Origin of the sequence: Nocardioides sp. (assembly GCF_035429765.1) — a bacterium.
GTDB lineage: Bacteria > Actinomycetota > Actinomycetes > Propionibacteriales > Nocardioidaceae > Nocardioides.
On sequence record NZ_DAOMFK010000004.1, the window covers coordinates 26040 to 47938 of the forward strand.

Genomic DNA, 21899 nt, shown 5'->3' on the forward strand with positions numbered 1-21899 from the left:
TACCCGGTTGAGTCGCGCCTCCCACCCGGTTGAGTCGCGCCTTGTGTCCCGTTGAGTCGCGCGTCGTGTCCCGTTGAGTCGCGCCTCGTGTGCATCCGAGCCGATCCGCCGGGGAGGTCGTACGTCGCAGTAGGGTCGCCTGCGATGGAGTTCTCGAAACCGCTCGACCCCTACGACCCCGGGCTGTACGACGCCGCCGCGCACGAGCGGCTGGTGGAGGAGCCGCCCAAGCGCGTCGACGCCCCGGTGCGCACCGCGTTCGAACGCGACCGGGCGCGGGTCGTGCACGCGGCCTCGTCCCGCCGGCTGGCGGCGAAGACCCAGGTCGTGGGTCCGCAGACCGACGACTTCGTGCGCAACCGGCTGACCCACAGCCTCGAGGTGGCCCAGGTCGCCCGCGACCTGGCGCGGGCCCTGGGCTGCCACCCCGACATCACCGAGACCGCCGCGCTGGCCCATGACCTCGGCCACCCGCCGTTCGGCCACAACGGGGAGCGCGCGCTCGCCGAGCTTGCGACGTCCTGTGGTGGGTTCGAGGGGAACGCCCAGACGCTCCGGCTGCTCACGCGGCTGGAGGCCAAGACGACCACGCCGGACGGCAGGTCGGCGGGCCTCAACCTGACCCGTGCCACGCTCGACGCCTGCACGAAGTACCCCTGGCCGCGTGATGCCGGGCCCCTCCCGGCGGGCGTGCACGCCGACGGTCTGCCGCGCACCGGCGTCAAGTTCGGCGTGTACGACGACGACCGGCCCGTCTTCGAGTGGATGCGGTCCGGCGCCCCCGGGGCGCGGCCGTGCCTGGAGGCCCAGGTGATGGACCTGGCCGACGACGTGGCCTACTCGGTCCACGACGTCGAGGACGGCGTGGTTGCCGGCCGGATCGACCTGGTCCGCCTGGACCGTCCGGCGGTCTGGGACGTCGTGCGCGACTGGTACGTCCCCGACGCCGACGACGGCACCCTTGACGACGTCCTCAGCGGCCTGAGCTCCGTGGAGGCCTGGCCGCGCGCGTCGTACGACGGCACACGTGCGCAGCTGGCCGCGTTGAAGAACCTCACCTCCGACGTCATCGGTCGCTTCTGCGGGAGCGTCCAGGCAGCGATGCTCGCCGCCGGTGAGGGGCCCTTCGTCAGGTACGCCGCGTCGCTGGTCGTGCCGGAGCGCACGCGGCTGGAGATCGCAGTGCTCAAGGGCGTCGCGGCCCACTACGTGATGCGTGCCGACGACCGGCTGGCGCTGATGGAGCGCCAGCGCACGCTGATCACCGAGCTGGTGGAGGCGCTGCTGGCGCGTGCGCCGGAGGGGCTGGACCGACCCTTCGCCGACGACTGGGCGGCTGCGCCCGACGACGCCGCCAGGGTCCGGGTGGTGGTGGACCAGGTCGCCTCGCTCACCGATGCGAGCGCCGTGGCCCGGCACGCGGCGGTGGTCGGCTCGTGAGTGAACCGCTGGTGTGGCTGCCCTTCCCGCCCGACCGGCTCGGCGAGGCCCCTCCGGGGCTCCGCTACGAGGTCATGGTGCCGGAGGAGGGCGCGGGCCCGCCGGAGTCGGCGGAGGAGGTGGAGCTGTTCGTGCAGCCCTACCGCTTCTCGCGGGCCGACAACGAGCTGATCGCCCTCCTGCCGCGGCTCAGGGTCGTCCAGACGCTCACCGCCGGGATCGAGCACGTGGCGCCGTACCTCCCCGACCGCGTCACCCTCTGCAACGGCCGCGGCATCCACGACGACTCGACCGCGGAGCTCGCGCTCACGCTGCTGCTCGCGTCCCTGCGCGGGGTGCCGGAGTTCGTCCGGGCTCAGGATCGGCGCGAGTGGCGGCCCTCGTGGCGCCCGGCGCTGGCGGACAAGCGGGTGATGGTCCTGGGGTACGGCCAGATCGGGGCCGCGGTCGAGGCCCGGCTGCTGCCGTTCGGGGTCGAGGTGGTCCGGGTGGCCAGCTCGGCCCGGCCCGGCGTTCATGCCGTGGGGGAGCTGCCGCTGCTGCTGACCGCCGTCGACGTGGTGGTCGTGGTGGTACCGGCGACCCCGGAGACCGCCGGCATGGTCGACGCGGAGTTCCTGGCGTCGATGAAGGACGGCGCGCTCCTGGTGAACGTCGCCCGGGGGTCGGTGGTGGACACCGAGGCCCTGGCTGACGCGCTGGAGACCGGCCGGCTCTCAGCCGCGCTCGACGTCACCGACCCCGAGCCACTGCCGCCCGACCATCGCCTCTGGCGGGCTCCGAACCTGCTGGTCTCCCCGCACGTCGGCGGGGCGAGCAGCGCGATGTGGCCGCGCGCCTACCGGCTGGTCCGCGACCAGCTGGCCAGGTACGCCGCCGGCGAGCCGCTCGTCAATGTCGTCCTCGGCCCTCCCCGGTGACTTGCGTCCTGTTCCCGTTGACTCGCGCGTCGTACTCCGATGACTCGCGCGTCGTACTCCGATGACTCGCGCGTTCTCCCCAGTGAGCGGCGGCCCGGGCAACGCAGGGGTTGGGGGGCGCGAGTCAACGGGGCGGGGAGCGCGAGTCAACGGGGCGGGAGGCGCGAGTCAACAGGGCGGGGAGCGCAAGTCAACGGGGAGGGAGCCTCCACGTAGACTCCGCGAGGTGGCCGGGCGGATCCGTGAGGAAGACATCGCCGAGGTGCGCCAGAAGGCGCGCATCGACGACGTGGTGTCCTCCTACGTCACCCTCCGACCCGCCGGCGGCGGGAGCTGGAAGGGGCTGTGCCCGTTCCACGACGAGAAGTCGCCGTCGTTCCACGTCACCCCGGCGCGCCAGTTCTGGCACTGCTTCGGCTGTGGCGAGGGGGGTGACGTCTTCACCTTCTTGATGAAGATCGACGGGCTCAGCTTCGTGGAGGCCGTCGAGCGACTCGCCGAGAAGTACGCCGTGACGCTGCGTCGCGAGGAGGGGGACGTCCGCGAGGAGCGGCCCCGGGGACCCCAGCGCTCCCGGCTGCTCGAGGCCCACCGGGTGGCCCAGCAGTTCTACGCCGAGCACCTGTCCGGCCCCGACGCCCGGGCGGCCAGGCAGTTCCTCGACGAGAGGGGCTTCGACCAGGCCGCGGCCGAGCGGTTCGGCGTCGGCTTCGCCCCCCGCGACGGGGAGGCCCTGCTCGGCCACCTGCGCCAGAAGGGGTTCCGCGACGAGGAGTCGGTGGCTGCGGGTCTGGTCGCGCAGGGCCGGTCGGCGTACGACCGCTTCCGCGGCCGGCTGCTGTGGCCGATCCGTGACGCCACCGGCGACACGATCGGGTTCGGGGCCCGCCGGATCTTCGACGACGACCGGATCGAGGCCAAGTACCTCAACACCCCCGAGACGCCGATCTACAAGAAGAGCCAGGTGCTGTACGGGATCGATCTCGCCCGCCGTGACATCGCCCGGACCTCGCAGGCGGTCGTGGTGGAGGGGTACACCGACGTGATGGCCTGCCACCTGGCCGGCGTCCCCACCGCGGTGGCCACCTGCGGTACGGCGTTCGGCGACGAGCATGCCCGGGTGCTCCGCCGGTTCCTGCACGACTTCGAGGAGTTCCGCGGCGAGGTGATCTTCACCTTCGACGGCGACGCGGCCGGGCAGAAGGCGGCGCTGCGTGCGTTCGGGGGCGACCAGAACTTCGTCTCGCAGACCTACGTCGCCGTCGAGCCGTCGGGTCTCGACCCGTGCGACCTCAGGCTGCAGAAGGGGGACGCGGCGGTCCGCGAGCTGGTGGCGCGGCGGGTCCCGCTGTACCGGTTCGTGCTGAGCAACGTCGTGGGCAGGTACGACCTCGACCGCGCCGACGGCCGGGTCGACGCGCTGCGGGAGGCCGCCCGGCTGGTGTCGAGCGTCCGCGACCGCTCCAAGGTCGAGGCCTTCGCCCGGGAGCTGGCGGGCATGGTCGGCGTCGACGTGGAGGAGGCCCGCCTGGAGGTACGCCGCGCCGCCGCGCGCGGACCCCGCACCGACGACCGCGGCCACCGTCCGGCAGCGCCGGCCGAACCGACCGAGACCCCCCGCCCGCAGCTGCCGGACCTGCGCGACCCCCGGATCTCCCTCGAGCGCGAGACGCTGAAGCTGGTCATCCAGCACCCGGGCGTGATCGGCCGCAGCGTGGCCGAGGTCGAGCCGCACGACTTCACGCACCCGACCTACCGAGCGGTGTGGGAGATCGTGGTCGCCTCGGGCGGTCCGTCGGTGGGGGCCCACGACCCGGGGTGGGCCGCCGGGCTGCGCGACGCGGCGACCGATCCCGCGGTCTCCTCGGCGATCAGTGCGCTGGGTGTGGAGCCGCTGCTGACGGTCAAGGAGCCCGACACGGCGTACGTGTCCGCCCACGTCAACAGGCTGCGCGAGCTCACCGTGCTGCGCCGCGTCGCCGACCTGAAGTCCAGGCTGCAGCGCACCAACCCGGTCGACCACCCCACCGAGTACAACCGGATGTTCGGCGAGCTGGTGGCGCTCGAGCAGCACCGCCGGGCGCTGCGTGAGCTGGCGATGGGGGAGCAGTGACCCGGCGTCGCCCATCCGTGCCGGTGGCTCGAGGTGAGCGGGTGCTGGCCTGGTGTGAGTCCGACCGCGGCGTGGTCGCCGGCACCCGTGACGCCCTGTACCTCCCTGTCCCCGCGTCGGAGGAGGGGCCTGGCACCACCCGGCGCATCCCGTGGGAGGAGGTCGAGACGGCCGACTGGGACGCCGAGGGGTCCCGGCTGCGGGTCGGCGAGGTCGGCAGCTGGGGTCTGCCGCGCCCCCGCCACGAGCTGGTGCTCGGCGAGCCCCGCCGGCTGCTCGAGCTGCTCCGGGAGCGGGTCACCGCCAGCGTGGTGCTCCAGCGGCACCAGCCGGTCACCGGCACGCGCGGGGTCCGCGTGATCGCCCGTCGTCCCGCGGGCGGTGACCGGTCCCTGCAGTGGTTCCTCGAGTACGACCCGGGCATCGACCCCGACGACCCCGTCGTTGCCGACGTGGTCGCCCAGGCGCTGGCCGCGGCCCGGCAGGACGTCGACCCCGGCTGAGCACGCCGGGATTCGCCCCGCTCCTGCGCCCTTGCTAATCTGTGCGGGCTTCAGCAGTCCCCTGTAGCTCAATTGGCAGAGCATTCGGCTGTTAACCGAAGGGTTGTTGGTTCGAGTCCAACCGGGGGAGCCACGCGTGTGGAGGTGGGGCCTGCTCGGGCGTCGGAGTCCCCGCCCGGGGAATCCAGCACTTGTCACGGGGTGCAGCCCCCGCGAAGTGAGAGCTTGCCGAGCGAAGTCGGGCACCCCAGGGCCGTGCGGTACGCCGCCGGCCGCACCCAGACGTACGCCGACGCGGCACCGCCCGGCGCCCAGGAACCGCCCGCAGGCGCGCCCCCGACGATCGAGTGCTACGGAGACTCGAACCAGGGGTGGTGCAGGTCGTAGAACGTGGCCGCGCGCATGGCGTACTCCAGCTCCCCGCGCACCTCATCGGGCACGTTCTTCGTCTCGCCCGCCCGGGCGCTGTCCTCGTCAGTGAAGGCGACGGTCTCGGTGAACGTCCCGTCCGGCTCGATCGCCAGCGTGGCACCGAGGATCTCGGGCCGCATCTCGTGCAGGGTGTCGGCGTCGGCCAGCATCGCCTTCAGCCGGGAGGGGTCGTCGACCCTGCCCCGGATCACCTGCACGAAGCCCGCCTCGTCCGAGCCGCCCCCGAGGAGCAGGCTCACGTCGTCGCAGTCGTGGTACTCCATCGGCCCGTCCATCAGCGCCGTCATCCGTTCCGCCCAGGCGGTCTGCTCGGGCCGGGCGGCGTTGGCCATCGCGGCCTCCCGGGACTCGAACCGGACCACTCCGAGGAACAGGTCGTCGTCGGTGAAGCCGAAGGTGCCGCCGAGCCAGCCCACGGCACCACCGCCGATCTCGGTGCGCCACGAGCTCGCCATCGCGCGGAGCTCGTCCTGCCGGCTGCATCGGCCCTGGATGATCTGGATGAACATGGTGGCCTCCTCGGGTGGATCCGCACTCCCGGACGAGCGGAGGGATAACCGTCCAATCTACGCCCGGGCGGGCCCGGGGTCCACGTCCTCCTCGACGGCCGCGCACCAGCGCCGGTAGGCCTCCTCGAGGGCCCCGGCCGCCTCCGGGACCACCTCACTCACCGTGGCGGGCACGTCCAGCAGGTGTCCCACCCCCTGCGCGGCCAGCCGCGCCGCCCCCACCGCCGAGGCGCTGCGCAGCCGGACGTGCCGCAGCGGGCGTCCCACGGCGTCCGCCACCAGCTGGCGTACCCACGGCTCCCGTGATCCCCCACCGCTGAGGAGCACCCCGGCGCCGCTGCCGTCGAGCAGCTCCAGGCCCCGTCGCACCGTGAACGCCATGGCCTCGAACGCGGCCCGGGCCAGGTCAGCACGCCCCACGTCACTGCGCAGGTAGCGCCAGGACGCGGTCGCGGCCGGCCCGGCCACGCCACCCCGCTCGCCGGTCAGGAACGGGACGAACACCACCCCGGAGGAGCCCGCCGGGGCGCTCCTGGCGAGCTGCAGGAGCCCGGCCCAGTCGACGCCCAGCTGCGCCTGCACCCACGACAGGGCCAGACCGCCGTTCTGGATCGCGAGCATGCGGTACCAGCCGCCCGCGGTGTCGGCGTACAGGTGCGTCCCGGGTACGCCGGCCGCGCCGACCGAGCGCGAGGGGCGCAGCAGCTGGATCCCGGTGCCGAGGTTCGCGACCAGCGGCACGGGGTCGTCGACGCCCGCCTGCAGTGCCGCAAGGGCGCAGGGGGTGTCCCCTCCGCCAGCGACGACAGGGACGCCGGCGGGCAGGAAGCCGCCGGCCTCGGGTCCGGTGGTGCCGACGACCCGGTCGGAGGCGACCACCTCGGGGAGCTGCTCGGCGCGCAGGCCGGCCAGCCGCACTGCCGGCGCCGACCAGTCGTCGGCGACCAGGTCCCACAGCAAGGTGGCCGACGCGTCGCTGCGGTCGGTGGCCCGGTCGGCGGTGAGCCGGGCGCGCACCCAGTCCTTGGGGGAGCAGACCAGGTCGGCGACGTGCAGGCTGGCCGGCTCATGCGTGGCCAGCCAGGAGAGGATCGGGCCGGCCATGCCCGCGGCCACCGGGTTCGCGAGCCGGTCCCGGGTCTCGGCGGGCAGGGTCCGCCACGACCCGAGCACGCTGGCCGCCCGCTGGTCGGGCCAGAGCACGGCGGGGCGCACGGGCCGGCCGGACGGATCGACCAGGACGACCCCGTGCATCTGGCCGGTGACCCCGACGGCCGCGACCGTCCTCAGCCCGCCGACCCGGGCGCTCAGCTCGTGCCCGGCCGCGGCCAGCGCGCCCGCCCACTCAGCGGGGTCGGTCTCGGCGACGCCCGGCTGGTCGGCGCGCACCCGGTAGGCCGCCTCGGTCTCCCCGACGACCCGGCCGGTGGCGTCGAGGAGGACCAGCTTGAGCCCGCTGGTTCCCAGGTCGACGCCGAGGTACGTCGCGGAGTCGCCGTGCTCCAGCGCTAGTCGCCCCAGCCCATCGGGAACACCTCGAAGGACGTGGCGAGGGCCACGCCCATCCGCTGCCCGACCGCCCGGCCGAACCCCTCGAGGAACTCGCGCGCGTCGAAGTCCTCCCAGCCGAGGCCCTCGATGTAGGCGGCGTGCGCTTCCAGCGACGCGACCCCCGCGTCGAACGTGGCGGTGGTGTCGACCCCGTGCGTGGCCTCCGGCGAGGCCGCCGCCCACACTTCCCGCACCCCTCCCCACGGTTCGAGGTCCTCGGTGAGCTGCTCGGGGAAGACCCAGCGGTTGCCCGCGTCACGCACCGCGTCCAGCACCGCCCGACCGACCGCGATGTGGTCGGCCTGGTTGAGGTTGCGACCGCCGAAGGTCTCCCGGAAGTTGCCGGTGATGACGATCTCGGGCCGGTGCCGGCGTACCACGGCGGCGATCTCGCGGCGCAGCGGCACGCCGTACTCCAGGATGCCGTCGGGCAGGTGCAGGAACTCCACCTCGGTGACGCCGACCACGCGCGCGGACTCGACCTGCTCGGCCTCGCGGACGGGCCGGCACTCCTCGGGCGGCAGCCCGTCGATGCCCGCCTCGCCGGAGGTGACCATGCAGTAGACGATGTCCTTGCCCTGGCCGGTCCAGCGGGCGATCGCGGCGGCGGCGCCGAACTCCAGGTCGTCGGGGTGGGCCACCACGGCCAACGCTCGGGTCCAGTCCTCGGGCAGGGGTTCCAGGGGCTCGGGATGCATGGGTCCGAGCATGGCAGGCAATCCGGTTGCCCGACAGGGGTGGGTCGGGGTTGGCTGGCCGGATGAGCCGCTGTGAGATCGTCCCCGTCCGGGCCTCGGACGAGGAGGCGCTGCGCAGCTATTGGGAGGTGCAGCGCACCGCCCACCGCCATGACCGCGAGTTCGCCGTGGTGCCGCCGCTGGCGCACCTGCGCCACGCGCTCCGCGAGCCGTCTCCCTACCACCGCCGCGAGCTGTTCTTGGCAGTGGTCGACGCCAGACCGGTCGGCACGGCACAGCTCGGCCTCTCGGACCGGGACAACAGCCACCTCGGCGACCTCGAGGTCGCCGTGCTGCCGGCGCACCGCCGTCGCGGGATCGGCACCGCGCTGTACCAGGAGGGGCTGCGCCGCCTGGCAGCGCAGGGGCGCACCACGGCCGTCGGCGAGGCGCACGACACCCTCGACGGCCGGAACGCGCCCGGCCCCGCGTTCGGCCGGGCGATGGGCTGCACCGTGGTGCACGCCGAGGACCACCTCGTGCTCCGGCTCCCGGTTCCTCCCGGGGAGCGGGACCGGCTCGACCGCCTCGTCGGCGGCGAGCAGTACGAGGTCCTGGTGTGGGGCGACCGGTGCCCGGGGGAGTACGTCGATGCCTACTGCGCGATGCTCACGCGGATGGAGACCGACGTGCCCCTGGGCGAGGTCGACTACCGGCCGGTCGAGTGGGACCTGGCGCGGCTGCGGGAGTACGAGGAGCGGACCAGCCACGCCTACCGGCGGATCGTGGCCGCCGCCCGGCGTACCGACGGGGTCTTCGGCGGCTACTCGGTGCTGTTCCTGCCCCACGACGACAGCGACGTGCTCCAGGACGACACGCTCATCATGCCCGCCCACCGGGGGCGGCGGCTGGGCCTTCGGCTGAAGCTGGCCACGCTGGAGGTCGTGCTGCGCGACCACCCCGAGAGACGGATGCTGCACACCTGGACGGCGCCGGACAACGGTGCGATGCACCACACCAACACCACCATGGGCTACCGGCCGGTGGAGCGGCTGCTCGAGATGCAGCGCGCAGTCACCTGACCTCACGGACGACTCCGCGTTCCGTGACCAGGGTCACCTACCGGCCCGGCGCCGCGCCGGCAGCACGGAGGAGAATGGAGGTGGAGGGCAAGAGCTCACGAGAGAGAGGTGAGTTCGATGACCGTTGGTCCCGTTCCCGGACCCGCTCACCTGACCGGGTCCTCGCACGACCACAGCAGAGTCTCCCGGTGGGCGGTCTGGCTGGCAGAGGGTGCCGTGGCTGTCTTCGTAGCAGGCCTGGCCGTGCTCGGGGTGGCGTACGCCGTCGGTGGCGCCGACGCCGTCGAGGACAACTGGGGCGGCTTCACTCTGGTCTACTCCTTGTACGCCTCGCTGCTGGTCTCGTTCGCGGCGATGGTGATGGGGATCGTCAGCCGGGTCAGGCACGAGAGCTGGCTGCGGCTGTGGTTGCCGCTGGCGGTGTTCCCGGGCCTGGTCCTGATCGTGCTGATCGCAGAGGCGTTCTTCCTGGAGTAGCCGGCGCTGTGCCGACCGGCTGGGATGGCGCACAGAGTAGGCTCGGGCGCGCCTTCTCCCGGTCCCCGGGCCAGGACGCAAGCCCTCGCCGGGGGCGGTAGCTCAGTCGGTCAGAGCAGAGGACTCATAATCCTTGGGTCGTGGGTTCGAGCCCCACCCGCCCCACCACCTGCGACCCCTCAGCGGGGGTTCGGACGTCGCGGCCCGGCCGGTCACGAACCTCCCGTCAGCCGCCGCCGGGCCCGGGCCAGGGCGGTCTCATCCGTACGCCGCCCGTAACGCGCCGAGGCCGCGACCAGCTGGTCGGTGACCGCGCGTGCCTGGGCGTGGTCCTGCTGCGCCTGGGAGAGCGCCGCCTCGTCGAGTCCGGCCCGCGCGGCCGAGGACAGGGCGGTGTGCAGGGCCGCCTCGAGCTGCCTGGCCAGCTGTCCGGCCGTCGGGTCGGGGTGACCGGCGCCGAGGACCGCCACGCTCTCACGGAGCCGGTCCCGGCGCTCGCCGAGCACCTGCAGCCTCCGCGCCCGCGCCTCAGCGGACGTGCCCGCCAGCTGCGCCGGGTCGGAGTCGGTCAGGTAGACCAGGACCGGCCCCAGGGTCTCGGCGTCCTTGCGCTGCTGCTCGCGCCAGTGGGCCCGGTTCTGCTCCCGGTGCACCACGGCGGTGTTGATGACCACACCGGCGAGACCGCCCAGCAGCGCGATGAGCACGCCTACCCACAGGTCCGACATGGAACCCATTGTCCCCGCCCCAGCCCGGCGCGCCCGCAACCTCATTCCGGACGGAGCCGACGTCTGCCCCACCTGACGTCCAGGGGCCGCGCCGATTTGCCACCGCCCCCGTGCGGCATGGCAGCATGGCCCGCGGCTGTCTCGGCGACGATCTCGCCGGAGGGCGGTCTGGACAGGTTGCGCCACCCGGGTCGGCAGGCCCGAACCCCACCGGTGCACCGGGTGTCTAGACCAGGACGTCCCGATTCTCGGGTTTGCGTCTCGGGGGGCCCTTACTCCAGCCGATGATCACCACAGGACCGCGGCCGCTGCCACGCGTCGCGGCAGACTTCTTGGGAGTTCTCATGCAGGTTCGGCGCGCGCGTGCCGCCCTCCTCGCCTGGTTGCCGGTGCTGGCCCTCGCGGCACTGCTGTTCGTCTCACCCCCGCCGTCGTCGGCGAAGCGGGTCGCCGGGTCGCTCGACCTCGCGCCGAACCAGTTCTACGGCGGCCAGGGGGTGACGTTCAAGGGCGGCCTCGGCTCCGCCGGATCCCAGACCATCTGGCTGGAGTACAACATGAACCGCCCCGGAGACGCCTGGACGCGCATCGAGGGCTTCACCACCAGCACTGACGCGAACGGGCAGTTCGACTTCACCTACCCCGCTCGCAGCATGCTCAACATCAGCCTGCGGGTCTCTTCAGCGGGCATCGCCACCCCGGCGGTGAAGTCCCAGGCGGACGACCAGGAGCTGGCGCTGTCCGTGGTGCCGTCCGACAGCCGGGTCCTCCGGGTGTTCGGCTCCCGTGAGTACCTGCGCTACCCGGCCGTCGCCGGTCAGTCGTTCGTGGTGAAGGTGGACACCTCGCCCAAGGGCACGCCCGTCCTCGTCGGTCGCACGGTGACGCTGCAGGAGCGGCTCGACAACGGTCAGTGGCAGTCGGTCGGCACCGACACCGTCGACCGCGACGGGTTCGCCCAGTTCCAGCGGACCGTGTCGTCCGCCGGCGAGGTGGTCTACCGCGCCCGCGCCGAGGACTGGACCGCAGGGGGCAGCGAGATCGGCTGGTTCCCCTCCTACCCGACGTACGTCGAGGTGCACCGGCCTGAGGAGCTGGCCAGGAAGGTGGCCTCTGCCACCCAGCAGCAGACCGGTGCCGAGAGTGCGGAGGTCACCCGATGACGAGTGGACGTGTGTTGCGTACCGTCGTGATGGCGGCGCTGCTCCTCGCAGCCGCACTGATCTCCCCCGGCGTGGCTCGGGACGAGCCGTCGGCGTCGATGAGGTCGGGTGGTGCGACCATGGCGGCACCCCGGTACAGCTGGGGTGCGGCCGTCTACGACTTCGCCTGGGAGTACGGCGAGTCCCTGACCGACAAGCCGTACCGCGGCACCCGGCGGCAGGGCCAGTGGGTCGACGTCTCGGACGGGTCCGGGAGGGCCGCGCGACACAACGCCGGGCTGATGCTGGCCAGCAAGTACGGCCGGGTCGTGCCCGGTGACGCCGGCCCCGGGGACCACGGCACCACCTCGGCCACCCTGCAGGGGAACGCCCAGACCTACGGCCGCTGGGAGCTCCGCATCCGGCCGTGGTCGATCGAGACCAGCGCCAAGAACTACCGGGTCAAGTTCGAGCTCGTCCCGGAGGATCCGGCCCAGCGGTTGTGCGGTGCCCGCTCGATCACGGTGGCCGACCTCACCCCGCGCCGACCCCAGGTGAAGATCGGCGCTTTCAACCCCGATGGCCGGGCCTGGCGCAGGACCGTCCAGTCGGGGCCGCTGGCGCGCGTCTCTCGTGCCTACGCCGTCGAGGTGGCCAAGAACCACATCTCCTGGTTCCTCGACGGGAAGATCATCGGCACCGTCCGTGCGGCCGCGGCCATCCCCCGGGTGCCGCTGACCGTGCGGCTGTCCCTGGTCGGCAGCGGCCAGGCGGAGATGAACCACACCTACGCCATCATGGACTGGATCCGGGCGTACGGGATCGACCGCGGACAGCACCCCACCAACGGCGCACGGCTCACCGCGGGAAGGCACAACCGGCACTGCTGAGGCACCTCCCTGGTTGACGTCCCGGACCGGTCGGGAGCACGATCGAGGATTCCCGGCAGCCGGTCCGGGCTCGAGAGGGGAGCAGCCGTGCTCCGAGCCGCACGTCACCTCGTCGCCGCACTGGTGGCCCTCAGCGTCGCGGCCCTGCTCGCGACGGGGACCGTGAGCCGGGCTGGGTCCTCCTGGGGAGCCGTCACGGGGTCCTCGACCATCGACACGCTCGCCGGCAACGGAACCCCCGGCTACGGCGGGGACGGGGGGCCGGCGGGTCAGTCGCTGCTGAACGCCCCCCGCGACAGCGCCATGGGACCGGACGGCAGCATCTACGTGGCCGACACCTACAACAACCGGATCCGCCGGATCGCGCCCGACGGCACCATCAGCACCGTCGCCGGCACCGGCAGTGCCACCTACAACGGCGACGGGATCCCGGCTACCCGGGCCAGCCTCTCCTGGCCCCACGACGTCACCGTGGACTCGGCCGGGGTGATCTACGTCGCCGACTCCGCGCACCACCGGATCCGCCGGATCGGCCTGGACGGCGTGATCACCACGATCGCCGGGACCGGCACGGCCGGCAGCACCGGCGAAGGCGGCCCGGCCACCAAGGCCCGGCTGCAGAACCCCAAGACCGTCGCACTCTACGGCGGAGCCCTCTACACCGCCGGGTTCGACAACAAGGTGCGCCGGATCGACCTGACCACCGGCGTGATCACCACCGTCGCGGGCACCGGGGCCGCCGGCTACTCCGGGGACGGCGGCCCCGCGACCAGAGCCCAGCTCAGCGCCCCCCAGCGCCTGCAGATCGACTCCCGCGGCAACCTGTACGTCGCCGACACCCAGAACAGCGTCATCCGCCGTGTGGACGCCGCGACCGGGATCATCCGGACCGTGGCCGGCGTCGGCGGGGTCACCGGCAAGAGCGGCGACGGCGGCCCCGCGACCAGGGCCCTGCTGAACCACCCACGGGGGCTGGCGCTCGACGGCGACGGAATCCTGTACGTCGCCGACAGCGACAACCACCGGGTGCGCGTGCTCGACCTCGCCGCGGGCACCATCGACCTGGTCGCCGGCACCTCGAGCGGGTACTTCGGAGACGGAGGCCCCGCGTCGGCCGCCCGCCTCCGGCAGCCCCGGGGACTGACCGTGACACCGGCCGGCGACCTGCTCGTCGCCGAGGCCGGCAACTCCGTGCTCCGGGTGGTCACCGCGCCGACCTCGTAATCCCCCCGAGCCGGTCTGTCGGGTGCTGTGACGCTCGCCGCCCCGGCGCAGGGTCGGTCGGGCTTACAGTGCCCCTATGGCGCGGAGCGACAGGCCCAGGGTCCGATGACCTCCGGCGGCCCCACCTCGGGCAGCACGGTGCGACCACGGACCTGGGGCGAGGCCCTGGAGCTCCGGTCCGCCCAGCCAGGGCTGGTCCCGGTGGCAGGCGGCACCGACCTGATGGTGGACGTCAACGCCGGGCGGCTCCGGCCGGAGGGGCTGCTCGACCTGTCCCACCTCGACGCCCCTGAGGTCACCGGCTGGTCCGTCGGGGACGGGGTCCTCACCGTGGGCGCGGCGACCACCTGGGCGCAGGTTCTCTCCGACCTGGTCGACCTCGCGCCGGCCCTGGCGCAGGCCGCCCGCACGGTGGGGTCGCCGCAGATCCGCAACCGCGGCACGATCGGCGGCAACCTCGCGTCGGCGTCGCCGGCCGGAGACGCCCACCCACCCCTGCTCGCGGTGGGTGCCCAGGTCGAGCTGGAATCGGTCCGCGGTCGCCGCTCCCTGCCGGTCGAGGACTTCTTCCTCGGGCCCAAGCGGAGCGTCCTCGCCCCGGATGAGCTGGTCCGTGCGGTGCACCTGCCCGTCGCCACCGGGCCCCAGCAGTTCGCCAAGGTCGGGCCGCGCAGCGCCATGGTGATCGCGGTCGTGTCCTTCGCCCTCGCCCTGGACCCCGGGAGCCGGCGGGTGGGGACGGGCATCGGCTCGGCCGGGCCGACGCCACTGCGGGCGAGCGAGGCGGAGCGGCACCTGGCCCGGACACTGCCCTGGGGCTCCGACGAGCCGGTGCCCGGGGACGTCCTGACGGAGTTCGCCGCGCTGGTCGCCGCGGCTGCCGCGCCCGTCGACGACGTCCGCGGCACGGCGGCGTACCGGCACCACGCGCTCACGGTGCTGGCCCGGCGGACCCTCACCTGGGCCTGGAGCGACCACCAGCGGCGGGGGGCCGTGCGATGAGGGTGAGCTGCACCGTGAACGGCCGTGAGCTGGCGGCCGAGGGGGTCCGGGTCGAGGAGAGCCTGCTGCACCTGCTCCGGGACCGGCTGGGCCTGCTCGGCTCCAAGAACGCCTGCGAGCAGGGGGAGTGCGGCTCGTGCAACGTCCTGCTCGACGGTGTGCTCGTGTGTTCCTGCCTGGTGGCCGCGGGCCAGGCGGAGGGGAGCGACGTCCGCACCGTCGAGGGCCTGGGCGCAGCCGGCCTCCACCCGCTGCAGCAGGCGTTCGTGGAGGCGGGGGCCGTCCAGTGCGGCTTCTGCACGCCGGGGCTGGTGCTGGCGGCGTACGACCTGCTGGAGCGCGACCCGGATCCCGACGACGCCACCATCCGTGAAGCCCTTGCCGGCAACCTGTGCCGCTGCACGGGCTACACGCAGGTGGTGGAGGCCGTCCGGCAGGCTGCGCAGGCTCGCGAGGCGGGAGGGGCGCGATGACCAGCACGTCGCTTCCACCGCGGACGGCGGGCGGGGTCGGTGACCAGGTCACCCGGCCCGACGCCGTTGCCAAGGTGCGCGGGGAGTTCGTCTTCTCCTCCGACCTCTGGATGGACGGGATGCTGTACGGCGCCACGCTGCGCAGCCCGCACGCGCACGCGCGGATCCTTCGCGTCGAGACCTCCCGGGCGCTGGCGACGCCGGGGGTCCGCGCGGTGCTGACCCATGAGGACGTGCCGGGGGTGAACGCCTACGGCCTCGAGATCGCCGACCAGCCGGTCCTGGCGATCGACGTCGTCCGCTACCAGGGGGAGCCCGTCGCGGTGGTGGCGGCCGACGACCCGGAGGTCGCCCGTGCGGCCCTGGCCCGGATCGAGGTCGACTACGAGGTGCTGGCGCCAGTGACCGACGCCCGTGCCGCTGCCCGGGGCGAGACCCCGGCCCGCACCGACGGCCGGGGTCCGCTGGTCCGCCACCTGCGGATCCGCAAGGGTGACCCCGCGGCCAGCGCCCCGGTCGTGGTCCGCGGCGAGTACGAGACCGGGATGCAGGACCAGACCTTCCTCGGACCGGAGTCCGGGCTCGCGGTGCCCACCGAGGACGGTGGCGTGCACCTCCACGTCGCCACCCAGTGGCTGCACGTGGACCGCCGCCAGGTCGCCCCGGCCCTGGGGCTGCGCGAGGAGCAGGTGGTGATCACCCTCGCCGGGGTGGGCGGCTCCTTCGGCGGACGCGAGGACCTCTCGATGCAGATCCACGCCGGCATGCTCGCGCTGCGGACCGGTCGGCCCGTGCGCATGGTCTACTCCCGCGAGGAGTCCTTCCTCGGCCACGTCCACCGGCACCCGGCGTGGCTGCGCTACGAGCACGGCGCCGACGAGAGCGGCCGCCTGGTGTACGTGCGGGCGGAGGTGGTGCTCGACGGTGGCGCCTACGCCTCCAGCACTCAGGCGGTGGTCGGCAACACGGGCACGCTGGGGGTGGGGCCCTACGACGTCCCGCACGTCGCCGTGGACGTCTACGGCGCCTACACCAACAACCCGCCGTGCGGGGCGATGCGGGGCTTCGGAGCGGTCCAGGCGGCCTTCGCCTACGAGTCCCAGATGGACCGGCTCGCCGCGGCGGTGGGCCTGGACCCCGCGGAGGTGCGCATCCGCAACGCGCTGGCCGAGGGCGGGGTCACCCCCACCGGTCAGCGGCTCGACTCACCGGCGCCGGTCGCCGAGCTGGTCCGGCGCGTCCGGGACCTGCCGCTCCCGCCGCCGGCGTCCGCGGACCCCCGGAGCCGACCAGGCGGGCTCGGCAACACCACGCACGGCGAGGGTGTGGTGCGGGGAGTGGGCTACGGCGTGAGCATGAAGAACGTCTGCTTCTCCGCAGGCATGGACGACTCCTCGACCGCTCGGGTGCGGCTGGCGGTCGTCGACGGCGCTCCGCTCGCCGTGGTGCACACGGCCGCGGTCGACGTGGGCCAGGGCCTGGTGGTCGTCCAGGAGCAGGTGGCCAGGACCGAGCTCGGCACCACTCGGGTCACGGTCGCCACGCCCGACACCCTCGTCGGCGACGCGGGGTCGACGTCCGCCTCGCGGCAGACGTACATGACGACGGGGTCGGTGCGTGCGGCCTGCCGTGAGGTCGCCGCCGAGCTGCTCTCCCGAGCCGCGACGCGCAGCGGCCTTCCGGCCGACGCGTTGCGGCTGGCGGACGACGCCGTCGTGGGGCCGCACGGGGTGGTGTCGGGTCTCGCGGAGCTGCTCGCCGGCGAGGCCGTCGACCGGACCGTGGTGTGGCGGCACCGGCCGACCACCGCGCTCGACCCGGAGACCGGCCAGGGCGACACGCACGTGCAGTTCGTGTTCTCGGCGCACCGCGCCGTGGTCGACGTCGACACCGAGCTCGGGCTGGTCAAGGTGGTGGCGCTCGACTGCGTGCAGGACGTGGGACGGGTGGTGAACCCGACCGGGGCCCGCGGCCAGGTCCTCGGCGGAAGCGTGCAGGGGCTCGGCCTCGCGGTGATGGAAGAGGTCGAGCTGAGGGACGGGCTGGTGCTCAACCCCTCCTTCACCGACTACCTGGTCCCGACCGCACCGGACGTGCCGCCCATGCACGTCGAGCTTCTGGAGCATCCCGACCCGCACGCGCCGTACGGCGTCCGCGGAATGGGCGAGGCCCCCACCATCTCGGCCACGCCCGCGGTGGTGGCGGCGATCCGGGACGCCACGGGCCTCCCGCTGACCCGGGTGCCGGTCCGGCCCGAGCACCTGGTGCCGCCTCGGTGACCGGCGGCCGTCAGGCCAGCCGCCCGAGCAGGGCCACGGCGTCGTGCGGGGCGAACCCGCGCGCGTCGTTGTCGAAGTAGACGAACACGTCCTGGCTGCGCGCCCACTCCCGGCACCGCGCGGCCCACTCGTCGAGGGCCTCGGGGCGGTAGCCGCTCGCGTACAGCTCGGTGTCCCCGTGCAGGCGGACATAGCGCACGTCGCTCGTGGCCGCGTCCACCCGCGGCCAGCGTCCCGCCGAGTCCGACAGCACGCAGCCCACGTCGTGGGCGCGGAGGAGCGCGAGCGCCTCGTCGGTGGCGTACGTCGGGCTGCGGAACTCCAGGACGTGACGCAGCGGCCGGTCGTCGTCGGCGACGGTCAGCGCCCGGTCGTCGGGGACCTTCGCGTCGTGCTGTGCGGCCAGTGCGGCAGCGGCAACGGTGGTCCTGGGCAGCAGCTCGAAGAAGTGCGCGAGCCTGGCCGCGTCGTACGGCAGCGCCTCGGGCAGCTGCCAGAGGATCGGACCGAGCTGGGGGCCCAGGGCGAGGACCCCGGAGGCGAAGAAGTTGGCCAGCGCCGTCTCCACCCCGACCAGCTTCTTCAGGTGCGTGATGAACCGTCCTCCCTTGACCGCGAACACGAAGCCGTCGGGCGTCTGCTCACGCCAGTGCCGGTACGACGAGGGCCGTTGCAGGGAGTAGAAGGAGCCGTTGACCTCGACCGACGTCATCCGCTCCGCGGCGTACGCCAGCTCCTGCCGGTGCGGCAGGCCGGCCGGGTAGAAGTCGCCACGCCACCGCGGGTAGGTCCAGCCCGACGTGCCGACCCTGACGGCACCCACCGCTCAGCCGGTGGTCCGTGTCGGGTCGGGCAGCACGTTCACCAGGACGAAGGCGGTCGCGACCGCGACGACGACCTCCGGTGTCACGGAGGTGCCGTCCGCGCCCAGCAGCAGCACCGCCAGCAGCGTCGAGGTGAGAGGCAGCCGCAGCATGCCCGCGCACATGGCGCCGATGCCCATGCCGAGTGCCGGCGCCAGCTCCATGCCGGGCAACCCGCTCGCCGCGACGCCCAGCGCGGCCCCGATGAACATCGACGGGAACACCGGGCCGCCCCGGAACGCGCTCAGCGACAACGCGTAGGCGAGGGCCTTCGCCGCGGCCAGCAGCAGCAGGACCCCCACGGAGTAGTCGGCTGCGTTCTCCACCAGCGTGGGCAGGGCGTCCTGACCGGAGAACAGCACCTGGGTGAAGCTCTGGTCGGTGAGGAGCTGGTAGGCCATGGCGAGGAGCCCGATGGCCGCACCGAACGCGGTGGTCACCAGGACCCGGTTGCGGTGCACCAGCGGGCGAAGCGAGAGGGCGGCCGAGCGGATAGTCCACGCCAGCACTGCACCGACGGCACCCATGGCCAGCGCCCAGCTCAGCGTGGCCAGGGTGGGTGGCACCTCCGGTGGCACCGTGGTCAGCCCCAGCGAGAAGTCACCCAGCCCGGTCCAGCTGTCCAGTCCCACGAAGACCAGGGCGCCGATCCCGGAGGCGAGCAGTCCGGGGAGGGCCACCAGGCTGAGCGTGGCCCCGCCGATCCCGGCGACCTCCATGATCAAGAAGGCGCCCAGGATCGGGGAGCCGAGCAGGGTGCTGATCGCGGCGAAGCTGCCGGCGGAGGCCATCACGGTCTGCGCCATCGGCGGGGCGTCCTTCTTGGCCAGCCGCACGGTGAGCGCTGCGAGCCCGCCGCCGAGGGCGATCAGCGGGGCCTCCGGGCCCAGGACCGCCCCGAGCGCGAGGGTGGTGAGGGCGGCCAGCGCCACTCCGCCCAGGTCCCGGCCGCTGGGTGCGCCCTGACCGGTCACGAACCCGAACGCCGGCGAGTGACCGCCGTTCCCCGGCAGGAAGCGGATCGTCAGGGCCGTCAGCAGCCCGGCCAGGGCCAGCCACGGCACCGGCCACCAGGCGGGGACGGGGCCGTCCACGAGCTGGCGGGGGAGGTCGTCGAAGACGAGCTGCTGGGTCTGCGAGACCAGGGCGAGAAACCCGTAGGCGATCGCCGAGATGGGGATGCCGAGGATCGCGGCGAGCACCAGCGCGCTGATGTATCCCCGGGACCGGATCACCTGCACCGGGTCGGGGGCGGCTGGCGCGGACGTCGTGGTCATCGTTGTCTCCTCACGGGTGGGCCGCGGTCAGGCCGGCTTGGCTGCCTGCAGGGTGTAGCTGTGGGGGAGTCGCCACGGGCGGTCGGCGAGCCGCCACTCGCCGCCGGGCAGGCGCTCCATCTGTCCGGGCAGCGCGTCCCAGGGGACGCTGTCGTGCTCGACCAGGCCGGTCAGCCGGAGCCCCTCTGCCAGGAGCGCGCCCACGATCTCCCCGAGGCCGTGGTTCCACTCGTGGCTGACATTGTGCTCGAAGCGGGCGTCCGTGGCGACGTAGGTGCCCTCCTCGTCCCACACCGTCGGGTCCGTCTGCTCGAAGTAGGGATAGTCCAGCACGAGCAGCCGGTCGGGGCGCGGGTCGGCCAAGGACCACAGCACGGGGTGGCCCTCACGCAGGAACAGCCGTCCCCCCGGTGCCAGCAGCCGCGCCACCACGCCGGCCCAGCGTCGGATGTCGGGCAGCCAGCACAGCGCGCCGATGCCGGTGTAGACCAGGTCGAACCCGCGTGCGGGCAGTACGTCGGCCGCGTCGTACACGTCGGCCACGACGAAGTCGACCGGCTCATCCGTCGCCGCGGCGAGCGCCCGGCCATGCTCCAGGGCGGCCGGGCTGAAGTCGAGCCCCGTCATCCGCGCCCCCAGCCTCGAGAGCGAGACCGTGTCGGTGCCCAGGTGGCACTGGAGGTGGACGCCGCGGGCACCCTCGACGGAGCCGAGCAGCGGGAGGTCGAAGCGCACGACCTCGGAGAGGAAGCCCGGGTCGGTGAACCGGTCCAGGCCGTAGTCGACCGACGCCGCGTGCGCGGGCGCCCGTTCGTCCCAGAGCGCCCGGTTCACGGCACGGTAGTCGTCGCTCACCCGAGAACGCTATCGGTCACCGCCCCCGTCGGCCATCAGCCGCCGCCGCGTCAGGTGGTGCCCCTTGCCACCGCCGCGCGGCGTCTGTCGTTCCTCTCGCCTGGTCGGCGTGGGGGTGCAGGGTGCGGATGGGGCACACTGGGGCGGCGGCTCACCCGGTGAGCCCGCCCGACGCCGAAAGGACCCCCAGTGGCACCCGCCCAGAACGTTCTCGACGACCTCGAGTGGCGTGGACTCGTCGCCGTCTCGACCGACCGCGACGCGCTGCGCGCGGCGCTGGGGGAGCAGAGCATCCGGTTCTACGTGGGGTTCGACCCGACCGCCCCCAGCCTGCACATGGGCAACCTCGTGCAGATCCTGACGGCGAAGCGGCTCCAGGACGCCGGGCACACGCCGTACGCGCTCGTGGGCGGCGCCACCGGTCTCATCGGCGACCCGCGCGACTCCGGAGAGCGCACCCTCAACTCCGCCGAGACCGTCCAGGAGTGGGTGCAGCGGGTGCGCCGTCAGATCGAGCCGTTCCTGTCCTTCGACGGGGAGAACGCCGCGACGATGGTCAACAACCTCGACTGGACGGCGGAGCTGCGCACGATCGACTTCCTGCGAGACGTCGGCAAGCACTTCCCGGTCAACCGGATGCTGGCCCGGGAGACCGTGCGTCGCCGGCTCGAGACGGGGATCAGCTACACCGAGTTCAGCTACGTGCTGCTGCAGTCGATGGACTTCCTCAACCTCTACCGCCAGCACGGTGTCACGCTGCAGTTCGGCGGCTCCGACCAGTGGGGCAACATCACCGGCGGGGTGGAGCTGATCCGGCGGTCCGCCGGGGGCAGCGCCCACGCGTTCGCGACGCCGCTGATCACCAAGGCCGACGGCACGAAGTACGGCAAGACCGAGGGGGGCGCCCTCTGGCTGGACCCGGAGATGATGTCGCCCTACGCCTTCTACCAGTTCTGGCTGAACGCCGAGGACGAGAAGGTCGGCGAGCTGCTGCGGATCTTCACCTTCCTGCCGCGCGAGGAGATCGAGGCACTCGACGCGCAGACGACCGAGAAACCGTTCCTGCGCGCCGGCCAGCGGGCGTTGGCCGAGCACGTGACCACCCTGGTCCACGGCGCCGAGGAGACCGCCCGGATCCAGGCGGCCTCCGCCGCCCTGTTCGGGGGTGGCGACCTGCACGACCTCAGCCTGCCGACCCTGGAGGCTGCCCTGGCCGAGGCCGGCGCGGTGGACCTGCCCCGGGCGGCCGGCCTGCCGGGCATCGTCGACCTGCTCGTGGCGGCCGGCCTGGCCCGGAGCAAGGGGGAGGCCCGACGCACGGTGGGCGAGGGCGGGGCGTACCTCAACAACGTGCGGATCGCCGACCCCGAGCACGTGCCGTCCGAGGCTGACCTGGTCGGCGGGCGCTGGCTGGTGCTGCGCCGCGGCAAGAAGAAGTTCGCCGGCGTCCAGCTCCGCTGAC

The 21899-nt window shown here is 73.4% G+C and carries 20 protein-coding genes and 2 tRNA genes; 15 read left to right on the forward strand and 7 right to left on the reverse strand.

Going from position 1 to position 21899, the window contains the following annotated elements; translation table 11 throughout:
* The first annotated feature begins 144 nt into the window (after nucleotides 1-144).
* The 5 genes from PLP61_RS00935 (at nucleotide 145) to PLP61_RS00955 (ending at nucleotide 5109) form a co-directional block, all read left to right on the forward strand.
* Nucleotides 145-1440, forward strand: a complete 1296-nt coding sequence (locus tag PLP61_RS00935; protein WP_324499453.1) for a deoxyguanosinetriphosphate triphosphohydrolase — start codon at nucleotides 145-147, stop codon at nucleotides 1438-1440.
* Nucleotides 1437-2360 (forward strand): 2-hydroxyacid dehydrogenase, encoded by a 924-nt coding sequence (locus PLP61_RS00940; RefSeq protein WP_324499455.1) that lies wholly within the window; start codon nucleotides 1437-1439, stop codon nucleotides 2358-2360. Before PLP61_RS00935 ends, PLP61_RS00940 begins: the two co-directional genes overlap by 4 nt.
* 226 nt (nucleotides 2361-2586) lie before the next feature.
* Nucleotides 2587-4473, forward strand: coding sequence for a DNA primase (gene dnaG / locus PLP61_RS00945; RefSeq protein ID WP_324499457.1), 1887 nt, complete (start codon nucleotides 2587-2589; stop codon nucleotides 4471-4473).
* A gap of 41 nt (nucleotides 4474-4514) precedes the next feature.
* Nucleotides 4515-4976 (forward strand): hypothetical protein, encoded by a 462-nt coding sequence (locus PLP61_RS00950; protein WP_324499459.1) that lies wholly within the window; start codon nucleotides 4515-4517, stop codon nucleotides 4974-4976.
* Nucleotides 4977-5033: 57 nt separating this feature from the next.
* Nucleotides 5034-5109: transfer RNA gene (locus PLP61_RS00955), tRNA-Asn, on the forward strand.
* A 217-nt stretch (nucleotides 5110-5326) separates the two neighbouring features.
* Here the strand turns inward: PLP61_RS00955 and PLP61_RS00960 are convergent.
* The 3 genes from PLP61_RS00960 to PLP61_RS00970 are packed head-to-tail and all read right to left on the reverse strand — an operon-like array spanning nucleotide 5327 to nucleotide 8166.
* Nucleotides 5327-5917, reverse strand: a complete 591-nt coding sequence (locus PLP61_RS00960) for a hypothetical protein (protein ID WP_324499461.1) — start codon at nucleotides 5915-5917, stop codon at nucleotides 5327-5329.
* Nucleotides 5918-5974: 57 nt separating this feature from the next.
* Complete coding sequence (locus PLP61_RS00965; protein WP_324499491.1) at nucleotides 5975-7543, reverse strand: FGGY family carbohydrate kinase; 1569 nt, start codon at nucleotides 7541-7543, stop codon at nucleotides 5975-5977.
* On the reverse strand, nucleotides 7426-8166 hold the full coding sequence (locus PLP61_RS00970) for a PIG-L deacetylase family protein (protein ID WP_324499462.1): 741 nt from the start codon (nucleotides 8164-8166) through the stop codon (nucleotides 7426-7428). The genes PLP61_RS00965 and PLP61_RS00970 overlap by 118 nt, the downstream gene beginning before the upstream one ends.
* A gap of 62 nt (nucleotides 8167-8228) precedes the next feature.
* Between PLP61_RS00970 and PLP61_RS00975 the strand changes: the two genes are divergently transcribed.
* The 3 genes from PLP61_RS00975 to PLP61_RS00985 all read left to right on the forward strand — a co-directional run bounded on the left by PLP61_RS00975 (nucleotide 8229) and on the right by PLP61_RS00985 (nucleotide 9872).
* Nucleotides 8229-9227, forward strand: coding sequence for a GNAT family N-acetyltransferase (locus PLP61_RS00975; RefSeq protein WP_324499464.1), 999 nt, complete (start codon nucleotides 8229-8231; stop codon nucleotides 9225-9227).
* A gap of 216 nt (nucleotides 9228-9443) precedes the next feature.
* On the forward strand, nucleotides 9444-9704 hold the full coding sequence (locus PLP61_RS00980; RefSeq protein ID WP_324499466.1) for a hypothetical protein: 261 nt from the start codon (nucleotides 9444-9446) through the stop codon (nucleotides 9702-9704).
* 91 nt (nucleotides 9705-9795) lie between these two features.
* A tRNA-Ile gene (locus tag PLP61_RS00985) sits at nucleotides 9796-9872 on the forward strand.
* Between the two features lie 44 nt (nucleotides 9873-9916).
* Here PLP61_RS00985 and PLP61_RS00990 read toward each other — a convergent pair.
* Complete coding sequence (locus PLP61_RS00990) at nucleotides 9917-10432, reverse strand: hypothetical protein (RefSeq protein WP_324499468.1); 516 nt, start codon at nucleotides 10430-10432, stop codon at nucleotides 9917-9919.
* A 344-nt stretch (nucleotides 10433-10776) separates the two neighbouring features.
* Between PLP61_RS00990 and PLP61_RS00995 the strand changes: the two genes are divergently transcribed.
* From PLP61_RS00995 to pucD, 6 genes are all read left to right on the forward strand, one after another.
* Nucleotides 10777-11595: a hypothetical protein gene (locus PLP61_RS00995; protein ID WP_324499470.1), complete on the forward strand. Its 819-nt coding sequence runs from the start codon at nucleotides 10777-10779 to the stop codon at nucleotides 11593-11595.
* Nucleotides 11592-12464 (forward strand): LamG domain-containing protein, encoded by an 873-nt coding sequence (locus PLP61_RS01000; protein ID WP_324499472.1) that lies wholly within the window; start codon nucleotides 11592-11594, stop codon nucleotides 12462-12464. Before PLP61_RS00995 ends, PLP61_RS01000 begins: the two co-directional genes overlap by 4 nt.
* A gap of 87 nt (nucleotides 12465-12551) precedes the next feature.
* A complete protein-coding gene (locus PLP61_RS01005; RefSeq protein ID WP_324499474.1) occupies nucleotides 12552-13688 on the forward strand; it encodes an NHL domain-containing protein in 1137 nt (378 codons plus the stop codon).
* A 105-nt stretch (nucleotides 13689-13793) separates the two neighbouring features.
* On the forward strand, nucleotides 13794-14690 hold the full coding sequence (locus PLP61_RS01010) for an FAD binding domain-containing protein (protein ID WP_324499476.1): 897 nt from the start codon (nucleotides 13794-13796) through the stop codon (nucleotides 14688-14690).
* Nucleotides 14691-14704: 14 nt separating this feature from the next.
* A complete protein-coding gene (locus tag PLP61_RS01015; protein WP_324499478.1) occupies nucleotides 14705-15163 on the forward strand; it encodes a (2Fe-2S)-binding protein in 459 nt (152 codons plus the stop codon).
* The gene (gene pucD / locus PLP61_RS01020) at nucleotides 15160-17442 is read left to right on the forward strand and encodes a xanthine dehydrogenase subunit D (protein ID WP_324499480.1); all 2283 of its coding nucleotides are present in this window, start codon (nucleotides 15160-15162) and stop codon (nucleotides 17440-17442) included. The genes PLP61_RS01015 and pucD overlap by 4 nt, the downstream gene beginning before the upstream one ends.
* Nucleotides 17443-17452: 10 nt before the next feature.
* Here pucD and PLP61_RS01025 read toward each other — a convergent pair whose 3' ends face one another.
* The 3 genes from PLP61_RS01025 to PLP61_RS01035 are packed head-to-tail and all read right to left on the reverse strand — an operon-like array spanning nucleotide 17453 to nucleotide 20437.
* Nucleotides 17453-18265, reverse strand: coding sequence for a DUF72 domain-containing protein (locus PLP61_RS01025; RefSeq protein WP_324499483.1), 813 nt, complete (start codon nucleotides 18263-18265; stop codon nucleotides 17453-17455).
* A 3-nt stretch (nucleotides 18266-18268) separates the two neighbouring features.
* Nucleotides 18269-19582 (reverse strand): chloride channel protein, encoded by a 1314-nt coding sequence (locus PLP61_RS01030; protein WP_324499485.1) that lies wholly within the window; start codon nucleotides 19580-19582, stop codon nucleotides 18269-18271.
* Nucleotides 19583-19609: 27 nt separating this feature from the next.
* Nucleotides 19610-20437, reverse strand: a complete 828-nt coding sequence (locus PLP61_RS01035) for a class I SAM-dependent methyltransferase (protein ID WP_324499487.1) — start codon at nucleotides 20435-20437, stop codon at nucleotides 19610-19612.
* Between the two features lie 189 nt (nucleotides 20438-20626).
* Here PLP61_RS01035 and tyrS point away from each other — a divergent pair, with 189 nt between their 5' ends.
* Nucleotides 20627-21898, forward strand: a complete 1272-nt coding sequence (gene tyrS, locus PLP61_RS01040) for a tyrosine--tRNA ligase (RefSeq protein WP_324499489.1) — start codon at nucleotides 20627-20629, stop codon at nucleotides 21896-21898.
* Nucleotide 21899 lies beyond the last annotated feature (1 nt).